The organism is Arthrobacter castelli DSM 16402 (assembly GCF_000430705.1).
GTDB classification, from domain to species: domain Bacteria; phylum Actinomycetota; class Actinomycetes; order Actinomycetales; family Micrococcaceae; genus Arthrobacter_C; species Arthrobacter_C castelli.
In genome coordinates, this window is the sequence record NZ_AUMN01000033.1 from 1 (window position 1) to 25,312 (window position 25,312).

Annotated in this window: 30 protein-coding genes and 2 riboswitches; of the genes, 15 read left to right on the forward strand and 15 right to left on the reverse strand. The window is 61.2% G+C overall.

The window, feature by feature from the left end:
- On the reverse strand, positions 1 to 1,126 hold a 1,126-nt coding region (locus H535_RS0120495), incomplete at its 3' end, for an IS110 family RNA-guided transposase (protein WP_026821018.1).
- Positions 1,127 to 1,425: 299 nt separating this feature from the next.
- Here H535_RS0120495 and H535_RS0120500 point away from each other — a divergent pair.
- Positions 1,426 to 1,998: a CDP-alcohol phosphatidyltransferase family protein gene (locus tag H535_RS0120500; protein WP_026821019.1), complete on the forward strand. Its 573-nt coding sequence runs from the start codon at positions 1,426 to 1,428 to the stop codon at positions 1,996 to 1,998.
- A gap of 15 nt (positions 1,999 to 2,013) precedes the next feature.
- On the opposite strand, the gene H535_RS29210 is transcribed toward H535_RS0120500, so the two are convergent.
- Positions 2,014 to 2,166 (reverse strand): hypothetical protein, encoded by a 153-nt coding sequence (locus H535_RS29210; protein ID WP_155838802.1) that lies wholly within the window; start codon positions 2,164 to 2,166, stop codon positions 2,014 to 2,016.
- A gap of 23 nt (positions 2,167 to 2,189) precedes the next feature.
- Entirely contained in the window at positions 2,190 to 2,291 is a 102-nt protein-coding gene (locus H535_RS28735; RefSeq protein WP_211236655.1) for a TetR family transcriptional regulator, read from the reverse strand.
- A 209-nt stretch (positions 2,292 to 2,500) separates the two neighbouring features.
- On the opposite strand from H535_RS28735, the gene H535_RS0120510 reads away from it, so the two are divergent.
- Together H535_RS0120510 and H535_RS0120515 are read left to right on the forward strand one after the other, a co-directional pair.
- Positions 2,501 to 2,842: a PadR family transcriptional regulator gene (locus tag H535_RS0120510; protein WP_026821020.1), complete on the forward strand. Its 342-nt coding sequence runs from the start codon at positions 2,501 to 2,503 to the stop codon at positions 2,840 to 2,842.
- On the forward strand, positions 2,839 to 3,822 hold the full coding sequence (locus tag H535_RS0120515) for a hypothetical protein (protein ID WP_026821021.1): 984 nt from the start codon (positions 2,839 to 2,841) through the stop codon (positions 3,820 to 3,822). The genes H535_RS0120510 and H535_RS0120515 overlap by 4 nt, the downstream gene beginning before the upstream one ends.
- 75 nt (positions 3,823 to 3,897) lie before the next feature.
- Here H535_RS0120515 and H535_RS0120520 read toward each other — a convergent pair whose 3' ends face one another.
- From H535_RS0120520 to H535_RS0120535, 4 genes are read right to left on the reverse strand one after another with little or no spacing between them, the layout of a single operon-like run.
- Positions 3,898 to 4,617 (reverse strand): maleate cis-trans isomerase family protein, encoded by a 720-nt coding sequence (locus H535_RS0120520; RefSeq protein WP_026821022.1) that lies wholly within the window; start codon positions 4,615 to 4,617, stop codon positions 3,898 to 3,900.
- Complete coding sequence (locus H535_RS0120525; RefSeq protein WP_026821023.1) at positions 4,610 to 6,040, reverse strand: amidohydrolase family protein; 1,431 nt, start codon at positions 6,038 to 6,040, stop codon at positions 4,610 to 4,612. The genes H535_RS0120520 and H535_RS0120525 overlap by 8 nt, the downstream gene beginning before the upstream one ends.
- A 54-nt stretch (positions 6,041 to 6,094) precedes the next feature.
- Entirely contained in the window at positions 6,095 to 6,847 is a 753-nt protein-coding gene (locus H535_RS0120530; protein WP_026821024.1) for an aspartate/glutamate racemase family protein, read from the reverse strand.
- A gap of 56 nt (positions 6,848 to 6,903) precedes the next feature.
- Positions 6,904 to 8,265 carry an MFS transporter gene (locus H535_RS0120535; RefSeq protein WP_051299613.1) on the reverse strand — a complete coding sequence of 454 codons (1,362 nt, stop codon included), beginning with the start codon at positions 8,263 to 8,265 and terminating at the stop codon, positions 6,904 to 6,906.
- Positions 8,266 to 8,528: 263 nt separating this feature from the next.
- On the opposite strand from H535_RS0120535, the gene H535_RS0120540 reads away from it, so the two are divergent.
- The 9 genes from H535_RS0120540 (at position 8,529) to H535_RS0120575 (ending at position 15,440) form a co-directional block, all read left to right on the forward strand.
- Positions 8,529 to 9,179 (forward strand): GntR family transcriptional regulator, encoded by a 651-nt coding sequence (locus H535_RS0120540; RefSeq protein ID WP_051299618.1) that lies wholly within the window; start codon positions 8,529 to 8,531, stop codon positions 9,177 to 9,179.
- 51 nt (positions 9,180 to 9,230) lie between these two features.
- On the forward strand, positions 9,231 to 9,659 hold the full coding sequence (locus H535_RS0120545) for an SRPBCC family protein (RefSeq protein WP_026821027.1): 429 nt from the start codon (positions 9,231 to 9,233) through the stop codon (positions 9,657 to 9,659).
- A gap of 28 nt (positions 9,660 to 9,687) precedes the next feature.
- A complete protein-coding gene (locus H535_RS0120550) occupies positions 9,688 to 9,936 on the forward strand; it encodes a zinc-ribbon domain-containing protein (RefSeq protein WP_155838803.1) in 249 nt (82 codons plus the stop codon).
- 217 nt (positions 9,937 to 10,153) lie between these two features.
- Complete coding sequence (locus H535_RS30290; protein WP_342667743.1) at positions 10,154 to 10,732, forward strand: hypothetical protein; 579 nt, start codon at positions 10,154 to 10,156, stop codon at positions 10,730 to 10,732.
- Positions 10,693 to 11,490 (forward strand): YjiH family protein, encoded by a 798-nt coding sequence (locus H535_RS30295; protein WP_342667744.1) that lies wholly within the window; start codon positions 10,693 to 10,695, stop codon positions 11,488 to 11,490. The genes H535_RS30290 and H535_RS30295 overlap by 40 nt, the downstream gene beginning before the upstream one ends.
- 193 nt (positions 11,491 to 11,683) lie before the next feature.
- Positions 11,684 to 12,568: a MetQ/NlpA family ABC transporter substrate-binding protein gene (locus H535_RS0120560; RefSeq protein WP_026821029.1), complete on the forward strand. Its 885-nt coding sequence runs from the start codon at positions 11,684 to 11,686 to the stop codon at positions 12,566 to 12,568.
- Positions 12,558 to 13,601 (forward strand): methionine ABC transporter ATP-binding protein, encoded by a 1,044-nt coding sequence (locus tag H535_RS0120565; protein WP_026821030.1) that lies wholly within the window; start codon positions 12,558 to 12,560, stop codon positions 13,599 to 13,601. Before H535_RS0120560 ends, H535_RS0120565 begins: the two co-directional genes overlap by 11 nt.
- On the forward strand, positions 13,594 to 14,253 hold the full coding sequence (locus H535_RS0120570) for a methionine ABC transporter permease (protein ID WP_051299614.1): 660 nt from the start codon (positions 13,594 to 13,596) through the stop codon (positions 14,251 to 14,253). Before H535_RS0120565 ends, H535_RS0120570 begins: the two co-directional genes overlap by 8 nt.
- Before the next feature lie 200 nt (positions 14,254 to 14,453).
- Positions 14,454 to 15,440, forward strand: a complete 987-nt coding sequence (locus H535_RS0120575; RefSeq protein ID WP_026821032.1) for a hypothetical protein — start codon at positions 14,454 to 14,456, stop codon at positions 15,438 to 15,440.
- 102 nt (positions 15,441 to 15,542) lie between these two features.
- On the opposite strand, the gene H535_RS28050 is transcribed toward H535_RS0120575, so the two are convergent.
- The 5 genes from H535_RS28050 to H535_RS27030 all read right to left on the reverse strand — a co-directional run bounded on the left by H535_RS28050 (position 15,543) and on the right by H535_RS27030 (position 19,947).
- Complete coding sequence (locus H535_RS28050; RefSeq protein WP_051299615.1) at positions 15,543 to 15,914, reverse strand: YtxH domain-containing protein; 372 nt, start codon at positions 15,912 to 15,914, stop codon at positions 15,543 to 15,545.
- A 107-nt stretch (positions 15,915 to 16,021) separates the two neighbouring features.
- On the reverse strand, positions 16,022 to 16,405 hold the full coding sequence (locus H535_RS0120585; protein WP_026821033.1) for an RNA-binding S4 domain-containing protein: 384 nt from the start codon (positions 16,403 to 16,405) through the stop codon (positions 16,022 to 16,024).
- Positions 16,406 to 16,467: 62 nt separating this feature from the next.
- Complete coding sequence (locus H535_RS0120590; RefSeq protein WP_026821034.1) at positions 16,468 to 16,968, reverse strand: flavin reductase family protein; 501 nt, start codon at positions 16,966 to 16,968, stop codon at positions 16,468 to 16,470.
- 61 nt (positions 16,969 to 17,029) lie between these two features.
- Positions 17,030 to 17,145, reverse strand: a riboswitch (SAM riboswitch).
- Between the two features lie 61 nt (positions 17,146 to 17,206).
- On the reverse strand, positions 17,207 to 18,586 hold the full coding sequence (locus tag H535_RS0120595) for an LLM class flavin-dependent oxidoreductase (RefSeq protein WP_026821035.1): 1,380 nt from the start codon (positions 18,584 to 18,586) through the stop codon (positions 17,207 to 17,209).
- Positions 18,583 to 19,947 (reverse strand): MFS transporter, encoded by a 1,365-nt coding sequence (locus H535_RS27030; RefSeq protein ID WP_051299616.1) that lies wholly within the window; start codon positions 19,945 to 19,947, stop codon positions 18,583 to 18,585. The genes H535_RS0120595 and H535_RS27030 overlap by 4 nt, the downstream gene beginning before the upstream one ends.
- A gap of 37 nt (positions 19,948 to 19,984) precedes the next feature.
- Positions 19,985 to 20,099, reverse strand: a riboswitch (SAM riboswitch).
- A 127-nt stretch (positions 20,100 to 20,226) separates the two neighbouring features.
- Here H535_RS27030 and H535_RS0120605 point away from each other — a divergent pair.
- Complete coding sequence (locus H535_RS0120605) at positions 20,227 to 20,484, forward strand: AbrB/MazE/SpoVT family DNA-binding domain-containing protein (protein WP_026821036.1); 258 nt, start codon at positions 20,227 to 20,229, stop codon at positions 20,482 to 20,484.
- On the forward strand, positions 20,481 to 20,861 hold the full coding sequence (locus H535_RS0120610; protein ID WP_026821037.1) for a type II toxin-antitoxin system VapC family toxin: 381 nt from the start codon (positions 20,481 to 20,483) through the stop codon (positions 20,859 to 20,861). Before H535_RS0120605 ends, H535_RS0120610 begins: the two co-directional genes overlap by 4 nt.
- Before the next feature lie 125 nt (positions 20,862 to 20,986).
- On the opposite strand, the gene H535_RS0120615 is transcribed toward H535_RS0120610, so the two are convergent.
- Genes H535_RS0120615 through H535_RS0120625 form a run of 3 tightly spaced genes read right to left on the reverse strand, consistent with a single transcriptional unit; the run spans position 20,987 to position 24,275 of the window.
- Positions 20,987 to 22,333 (reverse strand): ABC transporter substrate-binding protein, encoded by a 1,347-nt coding sequence (locus H535_RS0120615; protein ID WP_035770375.1) that lies wholly within the window; start codon positions 22,331 to 22,333, stop codon positions 20,987 to 20,989.
- An 8-nt stretch (positions 22,334 to 22,341) separates the two neighbouring features.
- Positions 22,342 to 23,313: a carbohydrate ABC transporter permease gene (locus tag H535_RS0120620; RefSeq protein WP_081416860.1), complete on the reverse strand. Its 972-nt coding sequence runs from the start codon at positions 23,311 to 23,313 to the stop codon at positions 22,342 to 22,344.
- Positions 23,314 to 23,348: 35 nt separating this feature from the next.
- Positions 23,349 to 24,275 carry a carbohydrate ABC transporter permease gene (locus tag H535_RS0120625; protein WP_051299617.1) on the reverse strand — a complete coding sequence of 309 codons (927 nt, stop codon included), beginning with the start codon at positions 24,273 to 24,275 and terminating at the stop codon, positions 23,349 to 23,351.
- A 243-nt stretch (positions 24,276 to 24,518) separates the two neighbouring features.
- Here H535_RS0120625 and H535_RS0120630 point away from each other — a divergent pair.
- The coding region (locus H535_RS0120630) for a Gfo/Idh/MocA family protein (protein ID WP_035770376.1) at positions 24,519 to 25,312 on the forward strand (794 nt) is incomplete at its 3' end.

Consider the following 25,312-nt stretch of genomic DNA (forward strand, 5'->3'; position numbering starts at 1 on the left):
GGCGGGCCAGGGCGATGAGGGCTTGGTTGTGGCGTTTACCTTCGGCGCGTTTGCGGTCGTAATAGGCCCGGGACTGGTCGTGCTTGAGGGCGGCGAAGGCGGAGAGGAACAGGGCTCGTTTGAGGACTTTATTGCCCTTGCGTGAGGGGTGGTCGCCGCGGATCGAGGTTCCTGATCGCCAGGTGACCGGGGCGAGTCCGGCGTAGGATGCCAGGTGCCCGGCGGTCTTGAAGTCCTTGCCGACGACCTCGGTGAGGATGCGGGCTTCGGTCCTGACGCCGACCGCCGGTAGGGACGTCAGGAGCTCGTGAAGAGGGTGGGCCTCCACGATGGCCTCAACCCTGGCCAGGGCCTCGGCACGGGAAGCGCGGAACTGAGACAGCTGCGCGGCCAGTTGGTCCAGTACGATGGCCGCCGCGTCGGTGCCCGCCACCACCACGCTCTGTTCGGACAGGGCGGCGAAGACCTCGCCCGCCCAGCGCTTGCCGGCCCGCGGAGCCGACTTTCGCAGGTGCGCAGCAACACGCGCCTGTCCGGCACGGCGCAGGGCTGCTGGACTCGGATACTTCTGTAGCAGGGCGGCCATGGCGGGGTGGTCCAGATGCGGGCCGATGACCCGCTCCAGCGCCGGATGGATCTGGGTCAACAGCCCGCGGATGCGATTGGAGGCGGCGGTGGCCTGCTTGGCCAGATCGTCGTCGAAACCACAGAGCATCGACAGCTCGGCTGACTGCTCGTCGGCGACCTTGATGGAGCGCAGCGTGTGCGGCATGGTGCGGGCGGCTTCAGCAATAATGAAGGCATCTCGGGCGTCCGTTTTGGACTCACCCGGATGCAGGTCCGCGATCCGGCGCACCGCCAGCCCGGGCAGGTAGCCCACCACGATGCCGGCGGCTTCAGCGACCGCGACCGGCAGCGCGCCGATCGTCGCCGGCTGATCCACCACCAGCAGCACGGTGCCGTGTGTGGCGAGTTTGTCGATGATGGCCCGCAGCTTCGTCTCGTCCTGCGGCAGTGCCTTATCGAGTAGTTTCTTGCCGTACCGGTTCAGAGCGACGGCGTGGTGATCTGTTTTGCCGACATCGACGCCGATGAACACATCGATGTGTTGGTGATCGTCGATCACGCTACCTCCAGAATGTAGACCAAGTGAGACACGGCTGGCATGTCCTGCGGCTCCAGAGTTCGACATCCACGTTACGGTCCGACCTTGCCCCGGTGGTGTCTGCGGCTGGTCCGGTTCCCATTAGCGATCCCCTGGTGCCTATCGAATCCCGGTGACGGCACCCCCCGGATCATGCTTACGACTGGGGGGACAGAGTCATGCCGAGACCGACAGGCCAGCAACCCCAACTCTTCCTTAACTCGGGGCTACTAAAAAGGTAACGGGGGAATCGCTGCCGCCCGCCGGACGTTGAGAACGGCATGAGCAACCGCTCCTCCGAAGACCGGTGGTGGACGATACCGAACGCCATCACCATGCTCCGGCTCGTGCTGATCGTGCCGGTGGTCGCCCTGGTCCTCGCCGAAGATCAGCCACTGCGGGCCGCCATTCTGGCGGTGCTCTTCGGAGCCACGGATTGGGTGGACGGATTCCTGGCCCGATTGTGGGGCCAGGCAAGCCACGTCGGGGCAATCCTGGATGTGCTGGCCGATCGACTGGGCATCGTATGTATTGCCGCCGCATTGGCGGCCACCGGGGCGATTCCGTGGCTGGTGATGATTGTGCTGGTCGCCGTTGACGCCGTCGTCGCCGTGTTCACCGCCCGCACCTCCACCAGTGACCGCCAACTGACTGTCTCCTGGATTGGCAAAATCCGCACCGCGATCATGATGGCAGGCACCGCGGCGGTGATGTTCGGGCTGGCCCCCGCGGCGGAGTGGCTGCTGCCGGTGGGGCAGGTCTTGCTGGTGATTGGAGTGGCCCTCCATGTGGTGGCCGGCGCGGGATACCTGCAGCAACTGCGCGGCTCCCGAGCGGCTCGGCGGCAGGGCTGATTCCGGGCAGGCGGTTCAGCCGGTTCGCCCATTCCGTTCCGTGCCGAGGTGGCGCAGTCCTTCGCTCAACGCATCGGTCAACAGCAGGGCATACCTGCCGTCGGTGTCGAGGTGGGGGTCGAACACCGTCACCTGCGCCCCGGCAGCGCCCGGCGCCAGTGCCTGCAACAGGGTGATGAGTTCGGCAGGGTTCAGGCCGCCGGCGTCGAGACTCCACCGGCCGCGGCCGCAATCTGTCCCATGGAGGTTCGCTCGTAACCGCTCTCCCTGAACAAACGCAGCGCCTCGTCGATAAAGCGCTGTCGGGTGGCAAGGCTCTAGGGCGTTGCTTCGCTCATGCAGCGGTGCTCCCCTTCGGCGCGGTCGACGATTGATTCTGCTTGTGCAGTATAGCCGCCGGCGCACGTGACAATAGCCGCCGCACACGCCACTTCCGGATAGTGTTCTTCAAACCATGCAGTGCTATTGACGATAATGTGTGAGACACACTATTGTGTCAGACATGGACGATGAAGAGGCAGTACTGGCCGGGCACATCCAGGAGATCCGCAGAGGCTCCGTTGTGCTGGCGTGCCTGAGCGTGCTGCGCAACCAGCACTACGGATACTCACTGCTGAGCACCCTCGAAGATGCGGGTTTTGCGGTGGATGCCAACACCCTTTACCCCTTGCTGCGCAGGCTCGAAAAACAAGGGCTGCTGACCAGTCAGTGGAACACGGAGGAGCCGCGTCCGCGGAAGTTCTACGCCGTCAGCGAGACGGGCACCCGCTTCCTGGACCGCCTGGCCGCCGAGTGGGCCGAGCTGAACGGCAATATCGAAACCTTGCTACGGGAGAAGTCATGAAAACAAGTCAAAGCAGCCTCGAGGAGCGCTACATCTGGCAGGTGGAGCGGCGGCTGCCCGAATCCATGAGGGACGACGTCGGACAGGAGCTGCGCGGCGCCATCGCCGACATGGTGGAGGCCAGGGGAGGGTCGGACGACGCGGTCGGCGACGCGCTGACCGAACTGGGCAATCCGAGGGCGCTCGCCGAGAGCTATGCCCCGCCGCGCCGTTATCTGATCGGCCCGGACGTGTTTGAAGCGTATCTGCACATCCTCAAGCTGATCCTGGGCATCGTGGTGCCGCTGGTGCTGGTCGTTCGACTGGTGATTGGGCTGTGGGACCCCGGGGCCAACGTCATCGAAACGATTATTGAGTCCGTCGGACACGCTATAGGTGTAGGGATTCAGATCTTTTTCTGGCTGACCATCCTCTTCACCTTCGTCGACCGGATGAACGAACTGTCTGGCAATAGGAGCCTGAAGCCCGGCCCCGGGGGCTGGAGCGTTGACGACCTGCCTCCGGTGCCGGTCAAGCGCCAGATCACGGCAGTCGACAGCGCCGTCGGAATTGTGCTGCTGATCTTCGCGGCGGTCGCCATCGTCTGGCAGCAGTTCCGGTCGGTGTTCAGCAATGCCGACGGCGCCATTCCGCTGCTGGAGCCGGAGCTGTGGAATGCCTGGATCCCCGCCTTCATGGTGCTGTTGGCGCTGGGGATCGGGATGGAGCTCTGGAAGTATCTCGCCGGACGGTGGAAGATGTCTGTCGTCGTCGCCAATGCGGTGCTCGATGTGGTGACTGTGGGCTTCGTAGTGCTGCTGGTCAGCACGCAGCAATGGATGAACCCTCAGTTCGCCTCGGCATACGCAGCCGCCACCGGCAACCCGTTCAACGAGGCCGTGCTCGGCAGCATCGTGATCGCCGGGACTGTGATCATCGGTATCTGGGAGATTGTGGACAGCCTGATCAAGCACCGCCGCGCGGCCGGCGGCAATATCTAACCGGGCCAACAGTAACGACGACGGCGGCACTCACCCGGGTGCCGCCGTCGTCGCCGGGTCGTCGTTATTGGTCATTCAGCCAAGAAGTTTGCCCCACTGGCTCTCGAGTTTCGGCAGTTTCAGTAAGTCCAGGCATCTCCACAAAGTAACGGCGACAGAGTCGAGGGCTGGAACGCCTGTCTCGCCTTCGACCGGCTTTACCATCGGTGCACCATACAGATTGGTGCATAAGTAAATGATCGTATCGGGTCGTGAGGCAGCCATCTCGAGTGAAGGTGCAAGCAGTTCGTTTGGCGCAACACTGGCGAACGATTCGTTGACGCTCAAGCCGAGATGGTGCTCGGCCACGACTTCCAGACCCTCTGCGGCATAGTTGCGTACGATAGCCTCATTCACGTCCTTGGTGTAGGGGCTGATCAATCCCACGCGTGAAAGTCCGAATCTTGCGAAAGCTTCCAGATAGGCGAGTGTTGATGTGGTGGCTGCTAGTCCCGTAGCCGCGGTGATGCTTTCCGCTATGGCTTGGTCGTGCTTCGATCCAAGCCATGACCCCGACGTACCATTCCACGCCACCACATCCACATCAGCCGTCTTGAGCTGTTTGGCCGCCGACGTCATCGTTGCAGCATCGAATTGCTGTTTCGAACCCCCATCGAGTGCAATCCTGGTGACGTCAATGCGGGCAAAATGAATTGTGACGTCGGTGCGCTGACCGAGAACGCGATACGTCTGGGGTTCCAGGCAAGTATTGGATGAAGGGACGATCATGCCAATTCGTGCTGAACGTTCAATCATGGGAAGCTCCTTCGGTCGCCGGTTCCTGCATGGCCCGTACTCCGAGCCGGCTCTGGAATAGGCCGGTAGGTCCTGGATCTGAGAAGACACCCTCGTCTAACACCACTGTCCCTCGTCTGACGACGATGGATGGCCACCCGACCAGTTCCATCCCCTCGAAAGGTGAGAAGTCGGTGCCCATGTGCAGGGCTGTCCCGTCCACTGTTTGTTTTTGCAGTGGATCGAAAATGACTAGGTCGGCATCATAGCCGGGGGCGATTACTCCTTTTGAAGGCAAACCGTTGATTCGGGCGGGACCGGCAGAGAAGAGTTCCACAAACTGCTGCAGAGTCATCCCGCCTTCGACCACCAGACTGGTGAAGGCTGAGGGCATGCGCGTTTCCGCCCCGGGCAGCCCATGTGGCATGAAACGGATGTCGTCCTTGCGCGATTGTTTTTGCTCAAGGTCATAGCACGAGTGGTCGGATGCGATGGTGTGTACCTGGCCGAATACCGTGCGTTCAAGCAGTGCTTGAACTGTTTCACGACTCCGCATGGGAGGACAGCAGGCATAGCGTTCGGGGGCTGATCCGGCGTAAACACTTTCGTCCAGCGCCAAATAGTGCGGACAAGTTTCAGAATAGGCCGTTAGCCCGCGGTTCCGGGCGGCAGTGATCAGATCCACGGCCTCGGGAGTTGTTTGATGGACAAAATACACCGGCGCTCCAGTGTATTCGGCCATGGCGAGAGTTTCCTGCACCGACGTGGATTCCGCCAGCTCCGGCCGGGTGTGATGCAAGTGCTCGATTCCGGTCGCCCCGCTGTTCACATGCCTGGAGGTGCAGTCGGCGATGATTGGGTCATGTTCGGCATGTATGTAGGTCAGTCCATCCAACCGCACCATTTCCTTCATTACGTTAACAACTGTGTCGTCATCGGCCATGGTTGAACCGCGGTTGGTCATGTACAGCTTCACCGAACTGATTCCGTAAGCAGCCAACTTTTCCAGCTGTGCGGGGACCGTCTCGTCCCATTGGATGACGCTGCCGTGCAACGCGACATCGCACCGTGCCTGCTCGGCCAGGCGCATCTTATTGTCGGCCGCTTCCAGCGGCGATTCGGCGGTACTCGCGGGTATTCCGAAGTCGATAATGGTTGTTGTACCGCCCCAAAGAGCAGCGATGGAAGCTGTCTCAAAGGAATCGAGGGACTTATACGATCCGGTTACCTGTTCAACATGACAGTGAGCGTCAACTCCTCCCGGGATGACGGTGCGACCGGCAGCGTCGATGACACGGCATCCGGCCGGAAGACTGTCGGGTGATTGTGCTTGATCGTAAATAGCAGTAATGCGGCCGCCAGCGGCGGCGATGTGACCTTTTGTAGTGATTCCTGCATTAACGATCACGGCATTGGTGATCAGCAGGTCGGGCTCGGTGTTCATGACAATTCCTTTGTGGTTCGGCTGCGCGGGCAGGCCATGGCAGAACAGCCGGAATCAGCGTTGGGGGCGGGTGTTGAGGGCACGCAGGATTTCGGGGGACAGGCCTATGTTGTTCTTTTGAGGCGGCCGGCTGAGACTGCCCTTTTGGTGCGTTCCCGTAGTAAGGGCGACGAGAGCTTCGCATTGTTTGACGCCTGCCGATATTCCATCCACTACAGGTACCGGGATCCGACCCCCCAAGGACCGTGCCAAACCAGCCAGCGGCGCCCCGGCGAGGATGACGACATCCGCTGCATCCTCATCGACGACCTTGTTGGCCAGACGAAGCAATGGGTCGGAAAAATCGTCTTGCACAGTGCCGATGTCGTTAAGCGGGTCCTCGAGAGAACGAATCGATGCCAGGCGTGACCCAAGTCCGTAGGTTCCAACGCACTCCCGGTACCAAGCCTGGATGCGATTGGAAATCGCGACTATGGAGAAGCGGGTGCCTTGCAGCACTGCAGTACAGAGGGCTGCCTCGGTGATACCCACGACCGGGATATCCACCAGCTCCTTGAGCGCTGGTAAACCAGGATCGCCAAATGCGGCGATTACGATGCCGTCGACGTCTGCATGATCTTCGGCAATAAGCTGTGCGATGGCACCGGCGGCAATCAGTGACTCGAAACGGGTTTCAATATATTCCACCCCGTACGGCGCGGTGCGCACGACGATTTCGGTGTCGCCGTACGCAGCACGCCGCGCTTCAGACCGAATGAGATCAGAGACGCTTTCGCTGGTGTTCGGGTTGATGACCAAGAGCTTCATTATTATCGTCCTGTCTCTGCGGTCCGATGTGGAGCCGGGGTGAGTTCGCGGTTTATTTAGACTGGGAGGCGGCGGCTGTAATCGAGGGTCAGCACTGAAGTCGCCATGACGATTGCCGCTCCTACGAAGTACAAAAGTGCCCATGTATAGCCGCCGGTGGCACCGACGATCAGGCCGATGGCGATCGGCGTGATGAAGCCGTTTACGTTGCCGCTCAGGTTCATTGCGCCGCCGAGCACGCCGGCGTTGGCCCTGCCACCGAGCAACGCGGGGATGCTCCAGAAGAGACCGACCCAGCGGAGGAAGAACAGTACGACGGACAGCAGTGCGACGGCGGCGAACGGGTTGTTGACGAGGGTGACACCGAGGAGTCCTGCGACGACCATGGCGCTGGAGATGCCCAGTAGAGTGCGCATCACCGTATTGGCGGCGGCACCACGTGCCCGCCACCAGTCCGAAATGTATCCCCCCAGCAGTTCTCCGACGAAGCCGGCTCCGAAGATCACGAATGTGCCCCAGCCGACGGCGGCGAGGTCGAATCCCTTGGCCTCCGACAAATAGAGCGGTCCCCACGTCAGCAAGCCATAGAACACGCCATTGAAACCAAACCAGCCAAAACACATGGCCCAGAAAGAGCGGAATTTCAGGTACGGGAGCAAAGCCCGCCGTCCGGTGCCCGCTTCATCCTTGGCTGCTTCCGCATCTTCTGCGGCATGTGAAGCTTCGATGTACTCGATTTCGGCCTGATTAGTGCCCTTGTGCTGTTTAGGGGAGTCCCTGATGTACCACCATGCCAGGAAGCCAAATGCCGCCGTTGCAAGGCCAGCAGCAATAAACGCACCACGCCAACCTCCCGTAAGGGCAATCAATCCAGCGATCGCGATGCCACCGATACCCGCACCCAGTGGTGCTCCGGCGTCCAAAATAGTGGCTCCGCGTCCGCGTTCCTCCCGTGGCATCCACGCACCGTTAAGTTTGCCGCCCGAGGGCATGATGGCAGCCTCCGCGACACCGATAGCGGCGCGGGCGGTGAAGAGGCTCGCAAAGCTCCAAGCCAACCCCGACAGGGCGGTGGCGGCTCCCCAGCCAAAGCAGGAGCCGGCGACCATCTTTCGCGGCCCCAATCGATCGATAAGCCAACCTCCTGGCACCTGCATCAGCGCGTAGGCGAAGAAGAAGGCCGACATCAGCGAGCCGATCGCCTCTGGCGAGAGGTTGAATTCCTCCTTGATGAGCGGCATGGCGACCGATATTGAGCCACGGTCTATGTAATTGATAGTGACTAGTGCCAGTAGCAGTACGAAGAGTTTCCAACGCACCTTGGTCGGTTTGTCATGCAGGTCTGGGGTGGCCAGTTTCGTGTCTGCTGAGCTGGTTGAATCACCAACGGTCGACACGGATGGTTCATGGCTCGTCATTTGCGGTGTCCTTAGAACAGGTAGATGGATCTACGTTCGACGATTTTGGGATCCCAAATCGAGTGTATGAGTGATGACAATCACGCGTCAATGACAAATCGGTAGGTTTTGAAATTCAGCTTCCGCGATACGAAAAGACATGTAGTCATGGTGGTGAACTCGAACGCTGAACGTCGCTAGGCTTGGAGGAGAAGAAACAAACGGACCAACACGGCTGATCGGTGGGGTTGTCTGCGACAGGATCAGGACAATTGGAGGCCAGGGTGACGTCGAACGGCGTGTATCGACACAAGCTTCCCCTGAGGGAGATCGTCAGTGGCGAGATCCGTACCCGGATTCTCAATGGCGTCTATCCGCCGGGTTCCCGGCTGGTTGAGCGGGATCTTGCGGATGAGTTCGAAGTATCGAGGTTTCCGGTGCGGGAAGCTCTACGCATCCTCACTCAAGAAGGCTTCGTAGAAAACCTGCCAACGCGGGGTATCGTGGTCAAGCAGCTCAACCGCCGCGAAGTCGAGGAGATATTCGACCTCCGCGAGGCGTTGGAGGGACTGGCCTCGCGGCTGGCCGCAAAGCGCGTCGCCAGCGGCGAAGTGAATGCATTGGAGTCCTTGGTCGAATCCTCCCGCAAAGCGCTGCTGTCTGGGGATCTCGATACCGCCCACCAGTCAAATTCCGCTTTCCACGACGAAATCATTTCCTTTTCCGGAAACGAAACACTGCAGGACATCTTGGGCCCTTTAATGGGCCGGTTGCACTGGATATTCAGACAAGTATCCGACTTTGAGCGGGTTTGCCGCGAACATGAGACGCTCCGCGAAGCAATCGATTCAGGCGACCCGGACCGGGCCGCTGCCGAGGCGGAGAGACATGTATTGTCCTACAGAACCCGAACACTGGAATATCTATTCAGCTGAACTCGGAACCCTGCTCTTCACAGCATCAGCAAGGCAGGGGATGATTCAAGTATGGATGCGCGCACGGCCTTCACCGACACCGAGCTGGTGTATGTCTCGTTCACCCGCGCCTGGGCGCTGCTGACCGACTGGGACGCGGCACCGGTGTGGATGCCCGGCGTTGACCATATGTATGCCGAAGGCCGGCCGGAGCTTGGGATGGCGATCGACTTCACCGCCGGCGGGCACGAACGGACGGCGACGATCACGGCGCTCGAGCCGGAGGACAGCCTGACCCTGACCATGAGCAGCGGCGATGTGCGCACCGACTACCGCTATGAGCTGGCCCAGGACGGGGACAACGTGCGGGTCTCGCTGACGGTCGACGTCGTCGTCGATGATGACCTGGCCTCGATGGCCGCGGAGATCCGTGAGTCAGTGGCGGACGCGGACGGCGGCCAATTGCAGCAGTTCAAGGAATATGCCGAAGCATCACCGTAACCCGGCGTAGGGTTGGAAGACGTGATAGTTGCCTTCGGAGGTGCAGATGTTCGTGCTGTTTGGCCTCAACACGCAAGTCCGTACGCTGACCGCGACGGCGGGAGTGTGCCGGCACTGCAACCGTGAGGCGATGCAGCGCCTGCAGCAGCGCGCCACCCGGTTCTCGCTGTTCTTCATCCCGCTGTTCACCTTCCGCCGGAAGTACCAGGTCAACTGCGCCTACTGCGGATCGCTGACTGAGGTATCGCGCCAGCACAAGGAAGCGATGACCTCGTAGGCGTTTCGATGGCGGACAATGAAGCGAAGGACGCAAAGGCCCGACCGGCGCCCTGGACCTATCTGGTCGGCGGCGTCGCTGGTAGCGGCCGCAGATAGGTTCCGCGCAGCCTGGGAAGCCGGCAGGGGACCGCCGGATGCTTGACATTGCGCCGCGCTGAGGATGCGATAGGCCCCAATAGTTTCGGCGCGCGTATTTCGATGAAAGGCGGGAACCAGTGGCTGCAGATTCAGGGGACGGACAGGATGTTCAGTCGCAGACTGGACGAGCCACACCGGGAATGTGGAAGTTCTTCCTCTACAGCTTCATTGGCGCCTTCATGTTCTTTGTGCCGGTGACGATCAACGGTTCCAGCTCGATCATGCTCGACCACATCGTCACGTTCCTTGAGGAGACTGTGACGCCGGTGCTGCCGTACTTCGCTTTGGCGATCCTGCTCGCCGGGGCGGCGTATCCGTTCATCTCCGGCAGCTGGAAGAAGAGACCGGTGGATATCGCCTTCTCCTTCTTCAAGGTGGTCGGTCTGGTTGTCGGGCTGATGCTGGTGTTCGACTTCGGGCCGGCCTGGCTGTTTCAGGAGGATATGGGCCCGTTCCTGTTCAACGCGCTGGTCATCCCCGTGGGGCTGCTGGTTCCGATTGGCGCCGTTTTCCTTGCGCTGCTGGTCGGTTACGGGTTGCTCGAATTCATCGGTGTGATGGTGCAGCCGATCATGCGTCCGGTCTGGAAAACCCCGGCAGGTCCGCCATCGACGCCGTGGCATCTTTCGTGGGCAGCTACTCCCTGGGGCTGTTGATCACCAACCGGGTCTATAAGGAGGGAAAGTATTCATCCCGGGAGGCGGCGATTATTGCCACCGGCTTCTCCACCGTCTCCGCCACCTTCATGATTGTGGTCGCCCAGACGTTGGGTCTGATGAGCATGTGGAACCTCTACTTCTGGTCCACCCTGGTGGTGACCTTCCTGGTGACCGCGGTGACCGTCAGGTTGTGGCCGCTTTCCAGGATCCGGGACGAGTACCACGAACAAGCGGAGCCGCAGCCTGAGGAGAAGGTGCGCCATAACCGGGTGGCCACCGCCTGGCAGGAAGCGAAGGAAACGGTGGCGGTAGCGCCGGGACTGGGCAGGAATATCGTCATCAATGTCCGCGACGGCTTGCTGATGGCGATGGCGATCCTGCCCTCGATTCTCTCGATCGGCCTGCTCGGGCTGGTGCTGGCCAGGTACACGCCGGTCTTTGACTGGCTCGGCTACATCTTCTATCCGTTCACCTGGCTGCTGCAGCTGCCGGAGCCGATGCTGATTGCCAAGGCCAGCGCCGTCGGCATCGCCGAAATGTTCCTGCCCGCCCTGCTGGTCGCCGAGGCCGGCATCATGGTGAAGTTCATCATCGCGATTGTCTCGGTGTCGATGATCATCTTCTTCTCGGCGCTGGTTCCGTGCATCGTGGCAACGGACATTCCGATCTCCATCACCCAGATGGGGGTGATCTGGGTGGAACGGGTGATCCTGACGCTGATTTTCGCGACGCCGATCGCGTTCCTGTTGTTATAGCGGCCGCCTGATGTCAATTTTGCAGGGACACTTGAGAGCAGCGTCACGGCGCGGAACGCGCGGCTATTGACATTTTTCTCAACAATGCGGTGCGGGCAGAGCGCGCCGAATACGGTATCTAAGTCGATGGCGCCGGCGCTGTGGCGCCACTGTTGCCGTCGGACTTTTTGGACCGATGAGAGAAAGACCTGCCATGCCGCTCACGAAGAAAGTTGCCACCGCCACCATTGTCATTGCGATGGCCCTGTCCGTATCCAGCTGTGGAGCCGCCAGCGGTTCTGACGATGACGTGGTCCAGATCGGCGTCGTCAGTTCCGGTGAGCCGTACTGGGAGAAATACACCAAGGCTGCCGCGGAGGCAGGAATCGACGTCGAAATTGTCGGCTTCAGCGATTACGCCCAGCCAAATCCCGCCCTGAGCGCCGGGGAATTGGACCTGAACCAGTTCCAGCACATCGTTTACCTCGCACAGTACAACGTGGCAAGTAGCAGCAACCTGACTCCCATCGGCTCGACGGCGATCTATCCGCTGGGGTTGTACTCGACGAAATATGATTCGGTGGAACAGATCCCGGAAGGGGCGACGGTTGCCGTGCCCAACGACGAGAGCAACCAGGCACGGGGCCTGCTGGTCCTGCAATCGGCGGGGTTGGTCACGTTGAAGGACGGTGGTGGAATCTTCTCCAACGTCAATGACGTGGTGGAGTCCGAGTCGAAGGTCAAAGTCATCTCGCTCAATGCCGCAGTGACCGCGACGTCGCTGCCGGATGTGGCGGCGGCCATTATCAATAACGATTTTATCGCCGACGCCGGACTCGATGCCGAAGATACTCTGGCTCAGGATGATCCTTCCGATCCAAACGCTCTGCCGTACGTGAACATCTTCGCGGCCGACGAAGGCGAAGAAGACAACAAGACGTACCAGAAGCTGGTGGACATTTATCACAACACGCCCGCAGTGGTGAAGGGCGTAAAGAAGGCATCCGGCGGCACGGCCGAGATTCTTAATGTGCCGGTCAAGGACCTGAAGAAGTCGCTGGCCGACGTCGAGGCGGATATCGAGGCCAATGACGGATAGCGGCATCATTTCGCTGCGGAATGTCTCGAAAGTCTATCCAGCTGCCCGCTCCGGCCGCGCGGTGGCAGCGGTGGACAATCTGAACCTGGACATCGCCACCGGGGAAATATTCGGGATCATCGGCTACTCCGGAGCCGGTAAGAGTACGGTTGCACGCCTGATCAACGCGCTGGAGCCAGCCTCTTCCGGGGAGATCGTGGTGGATGGCCGGCAGGTGACCGGGGTGTCCGAACGCCAGCTGAGAAAGCTCCGGCTCGATGTCGGAATGATCTTCCAGCAGTTCAACCTGTTCAATTCCAAGACGGTGCGCAATAATGTCGCTTTCCCGTTGCGGGTTGCCGGAACCAACCGGGCCGACGCCGAGCGGCGTGTCGAAGAAATGCTTCGCTTTGTCGGTCTGGGGGACAAGGCAGGAGCCTTCCCGGAGCAGCTCTCCGGCGGGCAGAAGCAGCGCGTGGGTATTGCCCGGGCACTGGCGTCGTCGCCCCGGATCCTGCTGGCGGACGAGGCGACTTCGGCGCTGGACCCGGAGACCACCTACGAGGTGCTGGAGCTGCTGCAGCGCGTCAACGCGGAGCTCGGCGTCACTATTGTGACCATCACCCACGAAATGGACGTGATTAAGGCGCTCGCCACCAAGGTGGCGGTGATGGAGCAGGGCTGCATCGTGGAGCAGGGCGACGTGTTCGACGTCTTCTCCCGGCCCCGGCAAGCATCTTCGCAGCGGTTCGTTTCCACCGTGATCCGCGACATTCCCTCCGACAAGGACCTGGAACTACTGCGCAGGCGGCATCCCGGACGGCTCGTCACGGTGTCGTTCCGTGAAGGGGAGGCCTCGCAGAACGAGGTCTTTGTCCAGCTCGCCAACGCCGGCATCAATTTCGAGCTGATTTATGGCGGCATCAACGATATCCGCGGACGGACCTTCGGCCATCTCACCCTGGCCCTGGAAGGTCCGGCTGAGTCGATTGATCCGGTGCTCGCCCGGATTGCACAGTACAGCGACGTGAAAGAGGTGACGACACGTGGATGAGCTGGTGGGGCTGTTGCCCGAGCTATGGACCTCGACGTATGAGACCCTCTACATCGTGTCCCTGAGCCTGATCTTTGGCGGGGCGGCCGGACTCGTGCTCGGACTCGGACTCTACACGACCCGGTCCGGCAGCCTGCTGGCCAACAAGCCGGTATTCGGCGCCCTGAACGTGCTGGTCAACATATTCCGGCCGATTCCGTTCATCATTTTCCTCGCCGCTGCGCAGCCCTTGGCCCGTGCGGTGACGGGAAGCGGGATTGGCAACAACGCGATCATCTTTACGTTGTCGCTGGCCGCGGCGTTTGGGATCAGCCGGATCGTGGAGCAGAACCTGCTGACCGTGCAACCCGGCGTTATCGAGGCCGCACGGTCCGTCGGCGCCGGCAGACTGCGGATCATCCTGACGATTGTGATTCCCGAAGCGCTGGGGCCGCTCATCCTCGGGTACACGTTCATTGTCGTCGCTTTGGTCGATATGTCGGCCGTCGCGGGATATGTGGGTGGCGGCGGTCTGGGCAATTTCGCCATTCAATATGGTTACCGGCAGTTCAACCCGATCGTGACGTGGGCCGCCGTCGTCGTCATTATCATCATGGTCCAGGCCGTGCAGTTCCTCGGTAACTGGTTGGCACGCCGGACACTGCGCCGCTGACCGACCAGTTCAACGCCAGCTCAGCTGTACCTGTATAGACAGTGAGTCGTCGAAGGCAACATGTTGAGGAATAAGGAAGAGCTTCGCATCAGGACGGCCTCAGCTATTTTGGAGATAACGGCCGCATAGACGCTTTCCCCCAGCCGCGCATGGTGGGGGGAACGTTTCCGAATTCACTGAATCAATACCTGGAGGAACTGTTGACTTTCACTGACGATAAGCCGGACTTGCCCACGTCCCATTTTAGAACAACCCGGGGGGCCAAGGTTAGCTTCTCTATTCTCGGATTGGCGGCTATGGCGGTGCTCTTTCTCCTGGACTTGCTGCTTGCTCAGACCACCCACTGGGCGGGAACTATTGGCCTGGCATCGTTCTTCCTTCTGGTGGCCGGGCTAGGGGTAATGTATTCAACTTGGGACCTTCGACGTCTTGCCGCAAGCCGTTCGGTCAGCGGCCCTGGAGGCGAGCGTATCCTGACATTCGCGGTGCTCCCAATTATCACGCTCGTTGCCGGACCATTAGCTTCCATCGCAGTGGCACGAATCATAGAGCATGGTCAACTGGCGGATACGTTCGCACCACTGACAATTCTTTCCCTGCTGGCTCTGTTCTATTGCTCTTGGTTGTTTCCAGTGTGGCGACATTGGACTGGACGCTCGATCGATCCATTTGAAAGTACTCACCCGGCGACGAAACGTCTGGAAGTGGCCCTCGAGCGGCTGAGTAGTATCCCAGCAAGCGACTTTACACGCGTGGCATCATTGGAGATCGATCGGTGGACGTCCCATGTAGCATTATCGGGGAACTCGTCGAGCCTTTATCAATTAGCCGCGCGGGGTGGGCGATTGCTCGTGAAGAGGATTCGGTGGAGACATGGCGCATTCGTCTTGGCCGTTTCGGGGGTTGCAGTAGTATCGACCGCCTTTGTGACGGAGGTTTCGCCAGAGCGGTACCTCCTGCTAGTGGCAGTCAACATCTGCCTCTTGGTGTTGTTAATCAGCATCGAACCAGTCAGTAACGCATACTACGTTCTTCGACTGAAGCAACGATATTTGGAGCTCGAGAGTGAGCGCCTACACGAAGGGGCTCCGACCGTGCTACTGGAAACGATGGTGACGCGGCTGGACACTCTCCACAAGCAAATGGACCGGATCGAGCGACGCCTCCAAGCGAGCGATACCGTGTAAAGCAGAAGCGATTTGCTTGACAAAGAGGCGGGTCTCGATCTGTCTCGAACGATGCGCAAGAAAACTCTCAGCATCGCCACCGGAGGTCAGGGGACAGATCTGTCAGCCAGTGGTGTCCGGGCGGGTCTCGTGCGCCTGATTCTGGAAGGGCTGTTCCTCAACCTCGTATGGGTGGCCTCCGCTCGGGCCGGTGACGTCGGCCGTCGCGTCAATGGTCTGCGGCTCTTCCCTGTGCTGGCCGTTGCCGCTGGTTTTGTGTTGAACCTTCTTGACGGCCTCTTCGGCGCGGTTGGAAATGCCTGGGGCCTTCTCCTTCACCGTGCCGGTGGTGCTGGAGACGGTGTCCTGGACCTTCGGATTGTGCCATAACTGATCGGTTTTAGCCATCAACTTGTCGTATGTTTGGCGGCCGGAACGCGAGCCCAGCAGAAAACCGATGGCGATGCCTGTACCGAATACGATCTTGTTCTTCATGTGCTGCTCCTGTCGTCGTGCGACTGCGTCCCCAATGACAACCCCTGGGTCGAATCTATCCGGGCGAGGTCCTGTATGTCACCAGCGGGCAAGGATCTGGCAGCTGATCACCGCATGCCGCGGAGCTTCTCCATCTCCCGCCGGTCCTTTTTGGTCGGCCGTCCCGCGCCGCGGTCACGTTGCGGGAGTCCCAGCGAGGGCATCAATGGTCGCGGCGGGGTGTGGTCCCGGTAGCAGCGCGCAGCCGCCTCGGCGCCGACGCGTTTGGCGATGAGCTGGGTGACCTCCAGGACCCGTTCGAATCCCGACATCCGGATCCGGATGGTGTCTCCCGGCACGATGGTTTGCGAGGGCTTGACCGGGTCATCGTTGAGGCGCACGTGGTGGGCCCGGCAGGCAGCGGTTGCTGCCGAGCGGGTCTTGTAGGCACGGATGGCCCACAGCCACGCGTCAACGCGGACGGTGCTCAAGGTCTTATTCGGAGTGCTCATGCTGGGACCAATTCTAGTCCGGTCACGGGCTTTGGCGTCGAAACGCGGACTATATACCGGCGCTACACCAGCGACGGAGCGTTCAACCGGTGGAAGGCCGAGCGGTGGTAGACCAGCGGATCCTCACCATATTCGTTGGCCGAGGCACCATGGACCCTGAGCAGCACCACCTCATGATCGCCGGCGGGCATCTCCCGCTCCACCGAGCAATCCAGCCACAGGGCGGCGTCGTTGAGCAGGATGGACCCGCCGTCGGTGGTGTGCAGGTCGAGGCCGGCAAACCGGTCCGCTGACTTGGACGCGATCTGCAGGCAGGCGTCCTCATGCCCGGTCCCCAGGATCGAGACGCCGATCCGGGCCGACGTGCGCAGCACCGGCCAGGTCTTGGATGTCCGCTGTATCGCGAACATCACCAGCGGCGGATCCAGGGAAACGCCAACCGTGAAGGAGGAGGCGACGATCCCCTCGGGTTGCCCGCCGACCGTGGAGCACAGCGCCGCGACCCCCGAGGGGAAGCCGCTGAAGGCACGGCGAAGTGATTCCGGGTTCAGATCGTAGTTCACGGATACGCTCTCTTCCTGCTCACGCGGGGCGAATCCGGCCACATTGGTTGCCGTGGCGGAATCGCCGTACTTGCCGGTCAGGATTTCCTGATGGCCGAATCATCACCTGGAGCACCCCACTACGGCGAGAGGGTTGCTGCCCAACCGGCCAGGGCCTTGTGGTTGAGTCTCTTGATTGCTCTAAACGTTATGCGCCGATGGCGTGGATCGTCAAAGCACGTGACACGTTTCGTAATGGTCACGCCGAGGCGACGCCGGCGGACCGGAATTGTGCTCCGCGATGGTCCTCGGCCAGCCGGGAGCCCTTGCCCAGCACCGCTTCGCGGAAGGTCTGCCCCTTGACCGGTTCGGGCAGCAGCCCGCGGCGGCGCAGTTCGGGCGAGACCAGCCGGGTGAAGCTTTGCTGGTCGGCCGGACGGACAGCAGAGGACAGGTTGAAACCGTCGACGTCGGCCTCGTCCATCCACCGCTCCAACTCATCGGCCACGGTCTCCGGCGAGCCCACGATGACCGGGCCGCGTCCGCCGATGCTGATGAACTTCGCCAGCTCCCGGACCGTCCACACCCGCGAAGGATCCAGCTTGGTGAAGGACGCCAGCGCCGACTGGTTGGCCTCGGACTCGACGTGTTCGAGCGGACTGTCCAGATCCGCGCCCTTGAGGTCGACGCCGGTCCAGCCGCCAAACAGCGCCAGCGCGGCTTCCGGATCCACATACTGTGTGTAGTCCTCGAGTTTGGCCTGGGCTTCGGCATCGGTTTCGGCAACAATTACGGTAACCATGGCGAAGATCTTGACCGAGTCGGCAGACCGATCGCGGGAGACCAACTCCCCGCGTACGTTGTCCACCCACCCGCGGACCATCTGCGGGGAATAGCCAATGAAGAAGATCGCCTCGGCGTGGTTGGCGGCAAAGGCCTGGCCCCGGGGCGATGCGCCGGCCTGGAACAGCAGGGGAGTGCGCTGTGGGGACGGCTCGACCAGCGACGGGCCGGGCACCGTGAAGTGTTCGCCGTCGTGGCCAATGCCCTGGACCTTCTCCGGATCCACATAGACGCCGGACTCACGGTCGGCGGCGACGGCGTCGTCGTCCATCGACCCTTCCCAGAGCTTATAGACCACGTCCATATACTCCTCCGCCCGGTCGTACCGCTTGTCATGCGGGATCTGGCCGGACAGGCCGAGGTTGCGGGCCGCGGAGTCCTGGTAGGAGGTGACGATGTTCCAGCCGACCCGCCCGCCGGTGAGGTGGTCCAGGGTGCTGAACCGCCGGGCGAGCAAGTAAGGCTGCTCGTAGGTGACCGAGGCAGTGACGCCAAAACCAATCCGTTCCGTGGCGGCGGCCAGCGCCGAAGTGATCAGCGTCGGGTCCAGCATCGGATACTGCACGCCTCCGCGCAGTGCCGCATCCGCGTTGCCACCGTAAACATCGTACTGGCCCAGGACATCGGCCAGGAAGATGCCGCTGAAACCGCCGCCCTCCAGGGTCTGCGCCAGTTCCGTCCAGAAGGAAAGGTCAGTGTAGCGGTTACTCTCATCGTCCGGGTGGCGCCACAAACCCGGCGACTGGAACGCGGGAACCAGCATTTCGAAGGCGTTGAGCAGGATCGGGCGGGTCATGAAATCTCCTCGAAGGTGTCGGCTGGTTGATTGCTGCCGCGTGTCTTAATGGCGTCCGACGTCGGATCCTTGGCCGCGAGGGCCGAGAACAAGGACAGCCCGCACAGCAGCGTGACGTAGGCGCAGATCAGCCACGGTTCATTGCCGCCAAACTCCAGCAGTGCGGCGGCGATCATCGGAGTCAGCCCGCCGGAGAGCACGGTCCCGAGCTGGTAGCCGAGGGAGACACCGGTGTAGCGCAGATGCACGGGGAACTGTTCGGCGAACCAGGCAGCCTGGGATCCGTAAATCGAGTCGTGCAGCACGTTCATCGCCAGGATCATCACCAACGGCAGCAGTACGAGCGCCCCGTTATCCAGATACCAGAAGAACGGCCAGATGAAGATCGCGATACCGATGATGGCGGCGAAGGCAATGGGGCGGCGTCCCCAGCGGTCCGAGGCCCACCCCCACAGCGGTCCCGAGGCGAGCCCGATGGCCGAACCGATCATCACTGAGGTGACTCCGATCGATTCGTCGCCGCGCCTGGTGGCGATGTAGTCGACGATGTACACCGTCAGCAGATAGAACAACGCCGGTTGGGCCATCCTCATGCCCATGGTGATCAGCAGGCCGCGCTTGTGGCCCCGGAGCACCTCCCAGACCGGTGCCTTGGCGGTTTTCTCTTCCTGCTTCAACCGCTTGAAGTTGGGAGCATCGTCCACGCCGATCCGGATGTAGAGGCCGACGATCACGAGCACCGCGCTGGCCAGGAACGGAATTCGCCAGCCGTAAGCCTGGAACTGTTCCGCCGTCGTAAATGACTGCACGATGAAGAAGGCGCTGGTGGCCAGCAGCATCCCCGCGGCGGAACCGATCTGGGTGAAGCTGCCGAAGAAACCGCGCAGATGCCGGGGCGCGTGTTCCACTGACAATAAGGCTGAACCGCCCCATTCGGCACCGCAGGCCAGTCCCTGCAGCAGGCGGAGCGCAACCAGCCCGATGACGGCCAGTATGCCGATGCTTTCAAAGTTCGGCAGCAGTCCAATGCCGGTGGAGGCGATGCCCATGGTCACCAAGGAGGCCACCAGCAAGGACTTGCGTCCGATCCGGTCGCCCAGATGACCTGCGATGATGCCGCCCAAAGGCCGGGCAATGAACCCGACGGCGAAGGTGGCGAACGCCGCCATGGTCCCGGCGAAGTCGGAGGCAGCCGGGAAATACTGCGACCCGAAAACCAGCGCTGCGGCCGTGCCATAGAGGTAGAAGTCGTACCATTCGATGGTAGTGCCGACAAAGGCCGAAGTCAGCACCCGCTTCTTGTCGCGGACGCGGACAGGCGGGCCTTCCGGGGCGGCGGTGGCGGATTCCTGGACGGACATAAACACCTTTGCGCGTCAGGCGCAGCCGGAGCAGCAGGCGCCATACTTGCCCGCACGGGTTCGTGCCGGGCCGAATCATCACCTGGGGCACCCCACTACAGCGAGAGGGTTGCCGTCCAACAAACCAGGGTTTGACGTTGGAACTCGTGATTCAGTGAAAACGCTATTGCCGATGGCGGCTTGGAACAAAGCGGCGTACGACACGAAACGTAAAAAACGGGGGCGGACAGGTTCCCGCTGAACATCCCGTTCGCACGTCGTGGCACATATTCATTTTCCATGCCATCTTTAGGTATGGATGCCACGTTGAAGGTCGGGCCGCAGGGGCGGATAGTAATACCGTCCGACGTAAGGAAGGCTCTCAAGCTTGTTCCAGGCGACCGCCTGCACCTGCACCTGTCCGGCCGGCGATTGACCTTGGAGCGTCAACAGGACGCGGTCGCTGAATTACGCGGACTGGGCGCCGCTGTACCTGACTCACGCTCCCTCGTCGATGAGTTGCTTGACGAACGTCGTCGGGCGGCGGCTCACGAGTGACAGTCCTCGACGCATTGGCCATTCTTGCCCTCGTCCATGACGAGTCGGGTGCCGACATTGTTGCCTCCGAGCTCGCTTCCGGAGTTCTGGGAACCGCGAACCTCGCCGAAGTTGTGTCTAAATTGGTCGACGCCGATATTGAAATCAACCGCATTCGCCAATTGCTGGCAGCCGCTGGCGTCAGCATTGAACCTGTTTCAGAGGAAGACGCCGAACTTGCGGGTGCCATGCGGACACTCGACGGCGGCCGTACTTTGTCGCTGGGGGGCCGCTGCTGTCTGGCGCTGGCCGCGCGCAGCGACCCTCCCGAGGTGCTGACCGCGGACCGGGCCTGGGCAGACCTCGACCTGCCCATCCGGGTGCGGCTGATTCGATAGGGTCTCCGCCGGGGTCGCCGCGGCGTCTCCGCCGGGGTCTCCACGCGGCGCTGAGCGCCTTGGTCGACCACCGTGGCTGGGCGCCTTGGTCGATCACCGGGTGGGCGCCTTGGTCGACCACCGGGCTATTCGAACAGGTTGTTGATCCGCTTGTTCACCTTCGTCAGGGAGGAGGCGTCGCGGTCTCCGATGTAGATCCCGTCCATCACTGGGCTCATGATCGAGGTGATGGTGGCGCCATGGTCGGTCACCGGGAACAATATCGTGTTGTCGTTCTCCACCAGTTCGATGAACGGACTCGCGTCGATTCCTTGTGACTTGAACGTCTCCATTGCCGCCTTGGTGCCCGCCGGCCGTGCCGGAAGGACGACGCCTTCCTTGCCGATGATGACCTGGCATTGGTCGGATCCGAGGAAGTCGACCAGCTCGGCGGCTTCCTCCGGGTGTTCGGTCTGGGCGCTGATCGAGTCCCCGAGGCCGTTGAACATGGAGACCGGGTGTCCGACCGGTCCGGAGGGCAACTTGGCGATGCCCATGTCGACCCCTTCCAATGCGGCGTAGATGCGGATCATCCAGGAGCCATCGGCTGCTATTGCGGCACTGCCGGATCCGAGCTGCTGCGAAGCGTTGGGGGAGGAGCCCACCTTTTGAAACGGGGGTAAATACCCCTTGTCGACCAACCCGAAGTACCAATCGATGGTCTTTTGAAGGCGCGGATCATCGTAGTTGTACTCGGTGCCCCAGGTCTTCTGGTCGTTGAACCGCCACCCGGTGGAGCCGGCCAGCCAGGACCATTGTGTCTGTCCGTCGTAGCCACCGGACCCTGCAGAGGCCAGCCCGTAGACCTTTACATTGTTCGGGTCGAAGCCGGGTTCGTCGCCGCGGACGCCGTTCTTGTCGATGGTCAGGTGGGCGATGACGTCTTCGAATGTTCCCCCGTTGCGCGGGTTCCACGTCAGGCCTTCGAGGTCTTCGGCGGTCATCCCTGCTTTGCGGAGCATTTTCTTGTTGAAGAACAGGGCGACGGTGTCGAAGTCCTTCGGCATTCCATACTGCTTGCCGTCCGGCCCTTGCCACAGTTTGGCCAGTCCGTCCTGGAATTCGTCGGCGTCGAAATCGCTTGTCGCTTCCAGCGACTTGAGCGGCAGCAGCACACCGCGGCGGACGAACTCAGGATACTTGCTCACATGGTTGGTGAAGACATCCGGTCCTGCTTCCGCGACGAAGCTTGCGGTCAGCTTGGACCAGTAGTCGTCCCACCCGTACTGGGTGATGCGTACATCAATGTCTGAGTGTTCCTCTTCGAATGCGTCCACGCATTTTTGGTAGCCGGGCAGTTGGGCCGAGTCCCAGAGCCAGTAATCGAGAGTAACGCTGCCGTCGGTGCTGACGGGGGTGCCGCAGGCGGCAAGCCCCACTGTCAGGCCCGCTGTTGCTGCTGCGGCGGCAATACGGCGTCGGAACTTTGTCATGGAGTACCTCACTTGATTCCGCTGAATCCGATGGAGTTGACGATTTTCTTCGCGAAGCAGGCGAACAGCACGATCATCGGCAGCGCAGCGACAAGGGTAGCCGCCATCAACCCTGCCCAGTCCGGCCCGGTCTGCGGCGTTTGGGCGCTGAAGGACCCCAGGGCCACCGTCAGCACCCGGGACTGGTCCGTGTAGGAGACCATCAGGGGCCAGAAGTAATCGTTCCACGCGGTGATGTAGGTCAGGATGGAGACGGTGGCGATGGGAGCCCACGACATCGGGATGATCAAGGTAAAGAACACCCGGATCTTGCTCGCGCCGTCGATCAGCGCGGCTTCTTCAACCTCCAACGGGACATTGAGGAAGAACTGTCGCAGGAAGAAGATGGCGAATGGGGCCATGAACAGGCCAGGCAGCATGATCCCGAGCAGTGTGTCCACCAGGCCGAGCTGCTTGATCAGCAGGAAGTTGGGCAGCAGGGTAAAGATCAGCGGGACCATCAGCGACAGCAGGAACAGGCTGAATACCGGACCACGGAACCTCCAGCGCAGTCGCGAGAAGGCGTAGGCTGCCATGGCGGAGAAGAAGATCTGGCACACCGTGATGCCGGTGGCCACGATGACTGAGTTGCCCAGATAGCGCCAGAAATTCATATCCGCGCCGGAACCGCCTTGGGCGATTGCCTCCTCAGTGGATTGGAGACCGAAGACGCGTGCGAATCCTCCCCAACTGAAATCGACCGGCAGCAGGGACGTGGCGTTGGCGTACAAAGCGTCATTGCTCGACAGCGCGGTCCGCAGCATCCAGTAGAACGGAAATATGCTGATCACCAGCAGCACCACCATGGCGGTCCAGGCGAGGATCCGGCCAATGGTGGGACGCCGCCGCCTGCGTTTGTTGCGTTTGCCCAGGGTGGAAGAGGGCGCTCCCGGCGAAACAACAGCGGTGTCCGGCTGTGCTTCTGCAGTTGGTTGTGACACGGTGCTTGCTCCTTTAACTCAAACCGGTGAGGCTGCTAGTTCAGGTCGGTCTGGCCGGCCCGGGTCACCCGGTACTGGATGAAGGTGACGATCATCAGGATCACCAGCATTGCCACGCTCAGCGCTGCTGCGTAGCCAAAGTCGAACTGGCCGAACGCGTTGTCGTAGATGTAGAGCTGCAGCACGCGGCTGGCATTGACCGGCCCGCCGCCGGTGGTCACGGATACGGTGTCGAAGACCTGGAATGAGCCAATGACCGAAATGATCAGCACCAGCCCGAGAATCGGCCGGAGCAGCGGCAGCGTGATGCCGAAAAACATCCTCGGCTCGGAGGCGCCATCCACTCTTGCCGACTCGTACAGGTTCCCGGGAATGGCCTGCAACCCGGCGAAGATCAGCAGCGCCGTATACCCCATATGACGCCAGACGTTGACCAGCGCGATGGTGGGAATGGCCCACGCTTCGGTGGTGAAGAACCCGATGCGGTCAAGGCCGATCCACTCCAGGAACTGGTTCCCGATGCCCAACTGGAAGTCCAGGATCCAGAGGAACACCAGCGCAGCGACAACGTTGGATACCAGGTACGGGGCAAGGATCAGCGACCGCACCAGGGTGGATTGGGTCAGCCGCTGCATCAGGACGGCGATCACCAGCGCCACCGCCGTCTGGATCGTGATGTTGACGACGACGTAATACAGCGTGACCCGTATGGCATTCCAGAACACCGGGTCGGCGAACATCCGCTCGTAGTTGGCCAGTCCGACGAATTCTGCCGCCGAGAGCAGGTCCCAGGAGGTGAAACTCAGCCAGATCCCGCGCAGCAGCGGCCAGAAGTAGAACGTCACCAGCCCGATGCTGGCCGGCAGGATGAAGATCATCGCCAGCTTGGTGTCGTCACGACGACGGCGCCGTTGTCCGGGTTGCTGCCGTCGGGCAGCATTTTCGCTGGTCAGCGTAGCCATTTGTGTACCCTTCGCCTGCTGCACCGCATCGCGAGTGCTTTGTCTTGACTTGCCGGTTTCAGCCCAAGCCGCATGTGACTTGGCCAACACATTGCAAAGAATCTACACGTGTATCTATCCACTGGCAAGGGTTATTTCTGATCTTGGACCGAGGATGATCTTCTCTTGCGTGGCGGAAGCCACACGAGTAGATTTATCGGAAACCGGTCCGACCGGATAGGAAACTGCAGAGAGGAACGGATCATGGCCGTGTCGATCGGCATTCTTGGAGCCGGCCAGTTTGCCGGAACGTTTGCGAAGCTGTTCAGGCTGCATCCGGGTGTGGGGAAGATGCTGGTCAGTGATATCGAACCTGGCCGGGCGGAGGAACTGCGCCAAAGCGCCGGTCTTGATGGTGCGGTTGCCGATTTTGAGGCGTTGTTGGCCAGTGATGTGGAGGCTGTCGCCATCTTCACCCAGCGGTGGACGCATGGGCCGTTGGTGGTGCGGGCGCTGCGGGCGGGTAAGCATGTGTATTCGGCGGTGCCGATGGCGGTGACCGAGGCAGAGATCGCCGACATTATCGCCGCGGTGGAAGAGACCGGTCTGACGTACATGATGGGCGAGACCAGCTATTACAATCCGGCGACGGTGTATGCCCGGAAGAAGCTTGGCACCGGTGAGTTCGGGCGGGTGTTCTATTCGGAGGGCGATTATGTCCACGATATGGATCTGGGTTTTTATGCGGCGTATCAGTACAGCGGCGGCGAGAATTGGAAGGAAACGGCGAGTTATCCGCCGATGCTGTATCCGACCCATGCCATTGGTGGTGTGCTCGGTGCGTTGGATGCCCATGCGGTGAGTGTCAGTTGTATCGGGGTGGCCGATGAGCGCGGCGACGGGGTCTTCGACCGGGATGTGAGTATGTTCGATAACGATTTTTCCAATGCCACGGCGATGTTTGAGCTCTCCGATGGCGGGGTGATGCGCACCAACGAGATGCGCCGGGTGGGGTATCCGTCGCATATTCGTGAGTCGCGGTTCCGGTATTTCGGTAC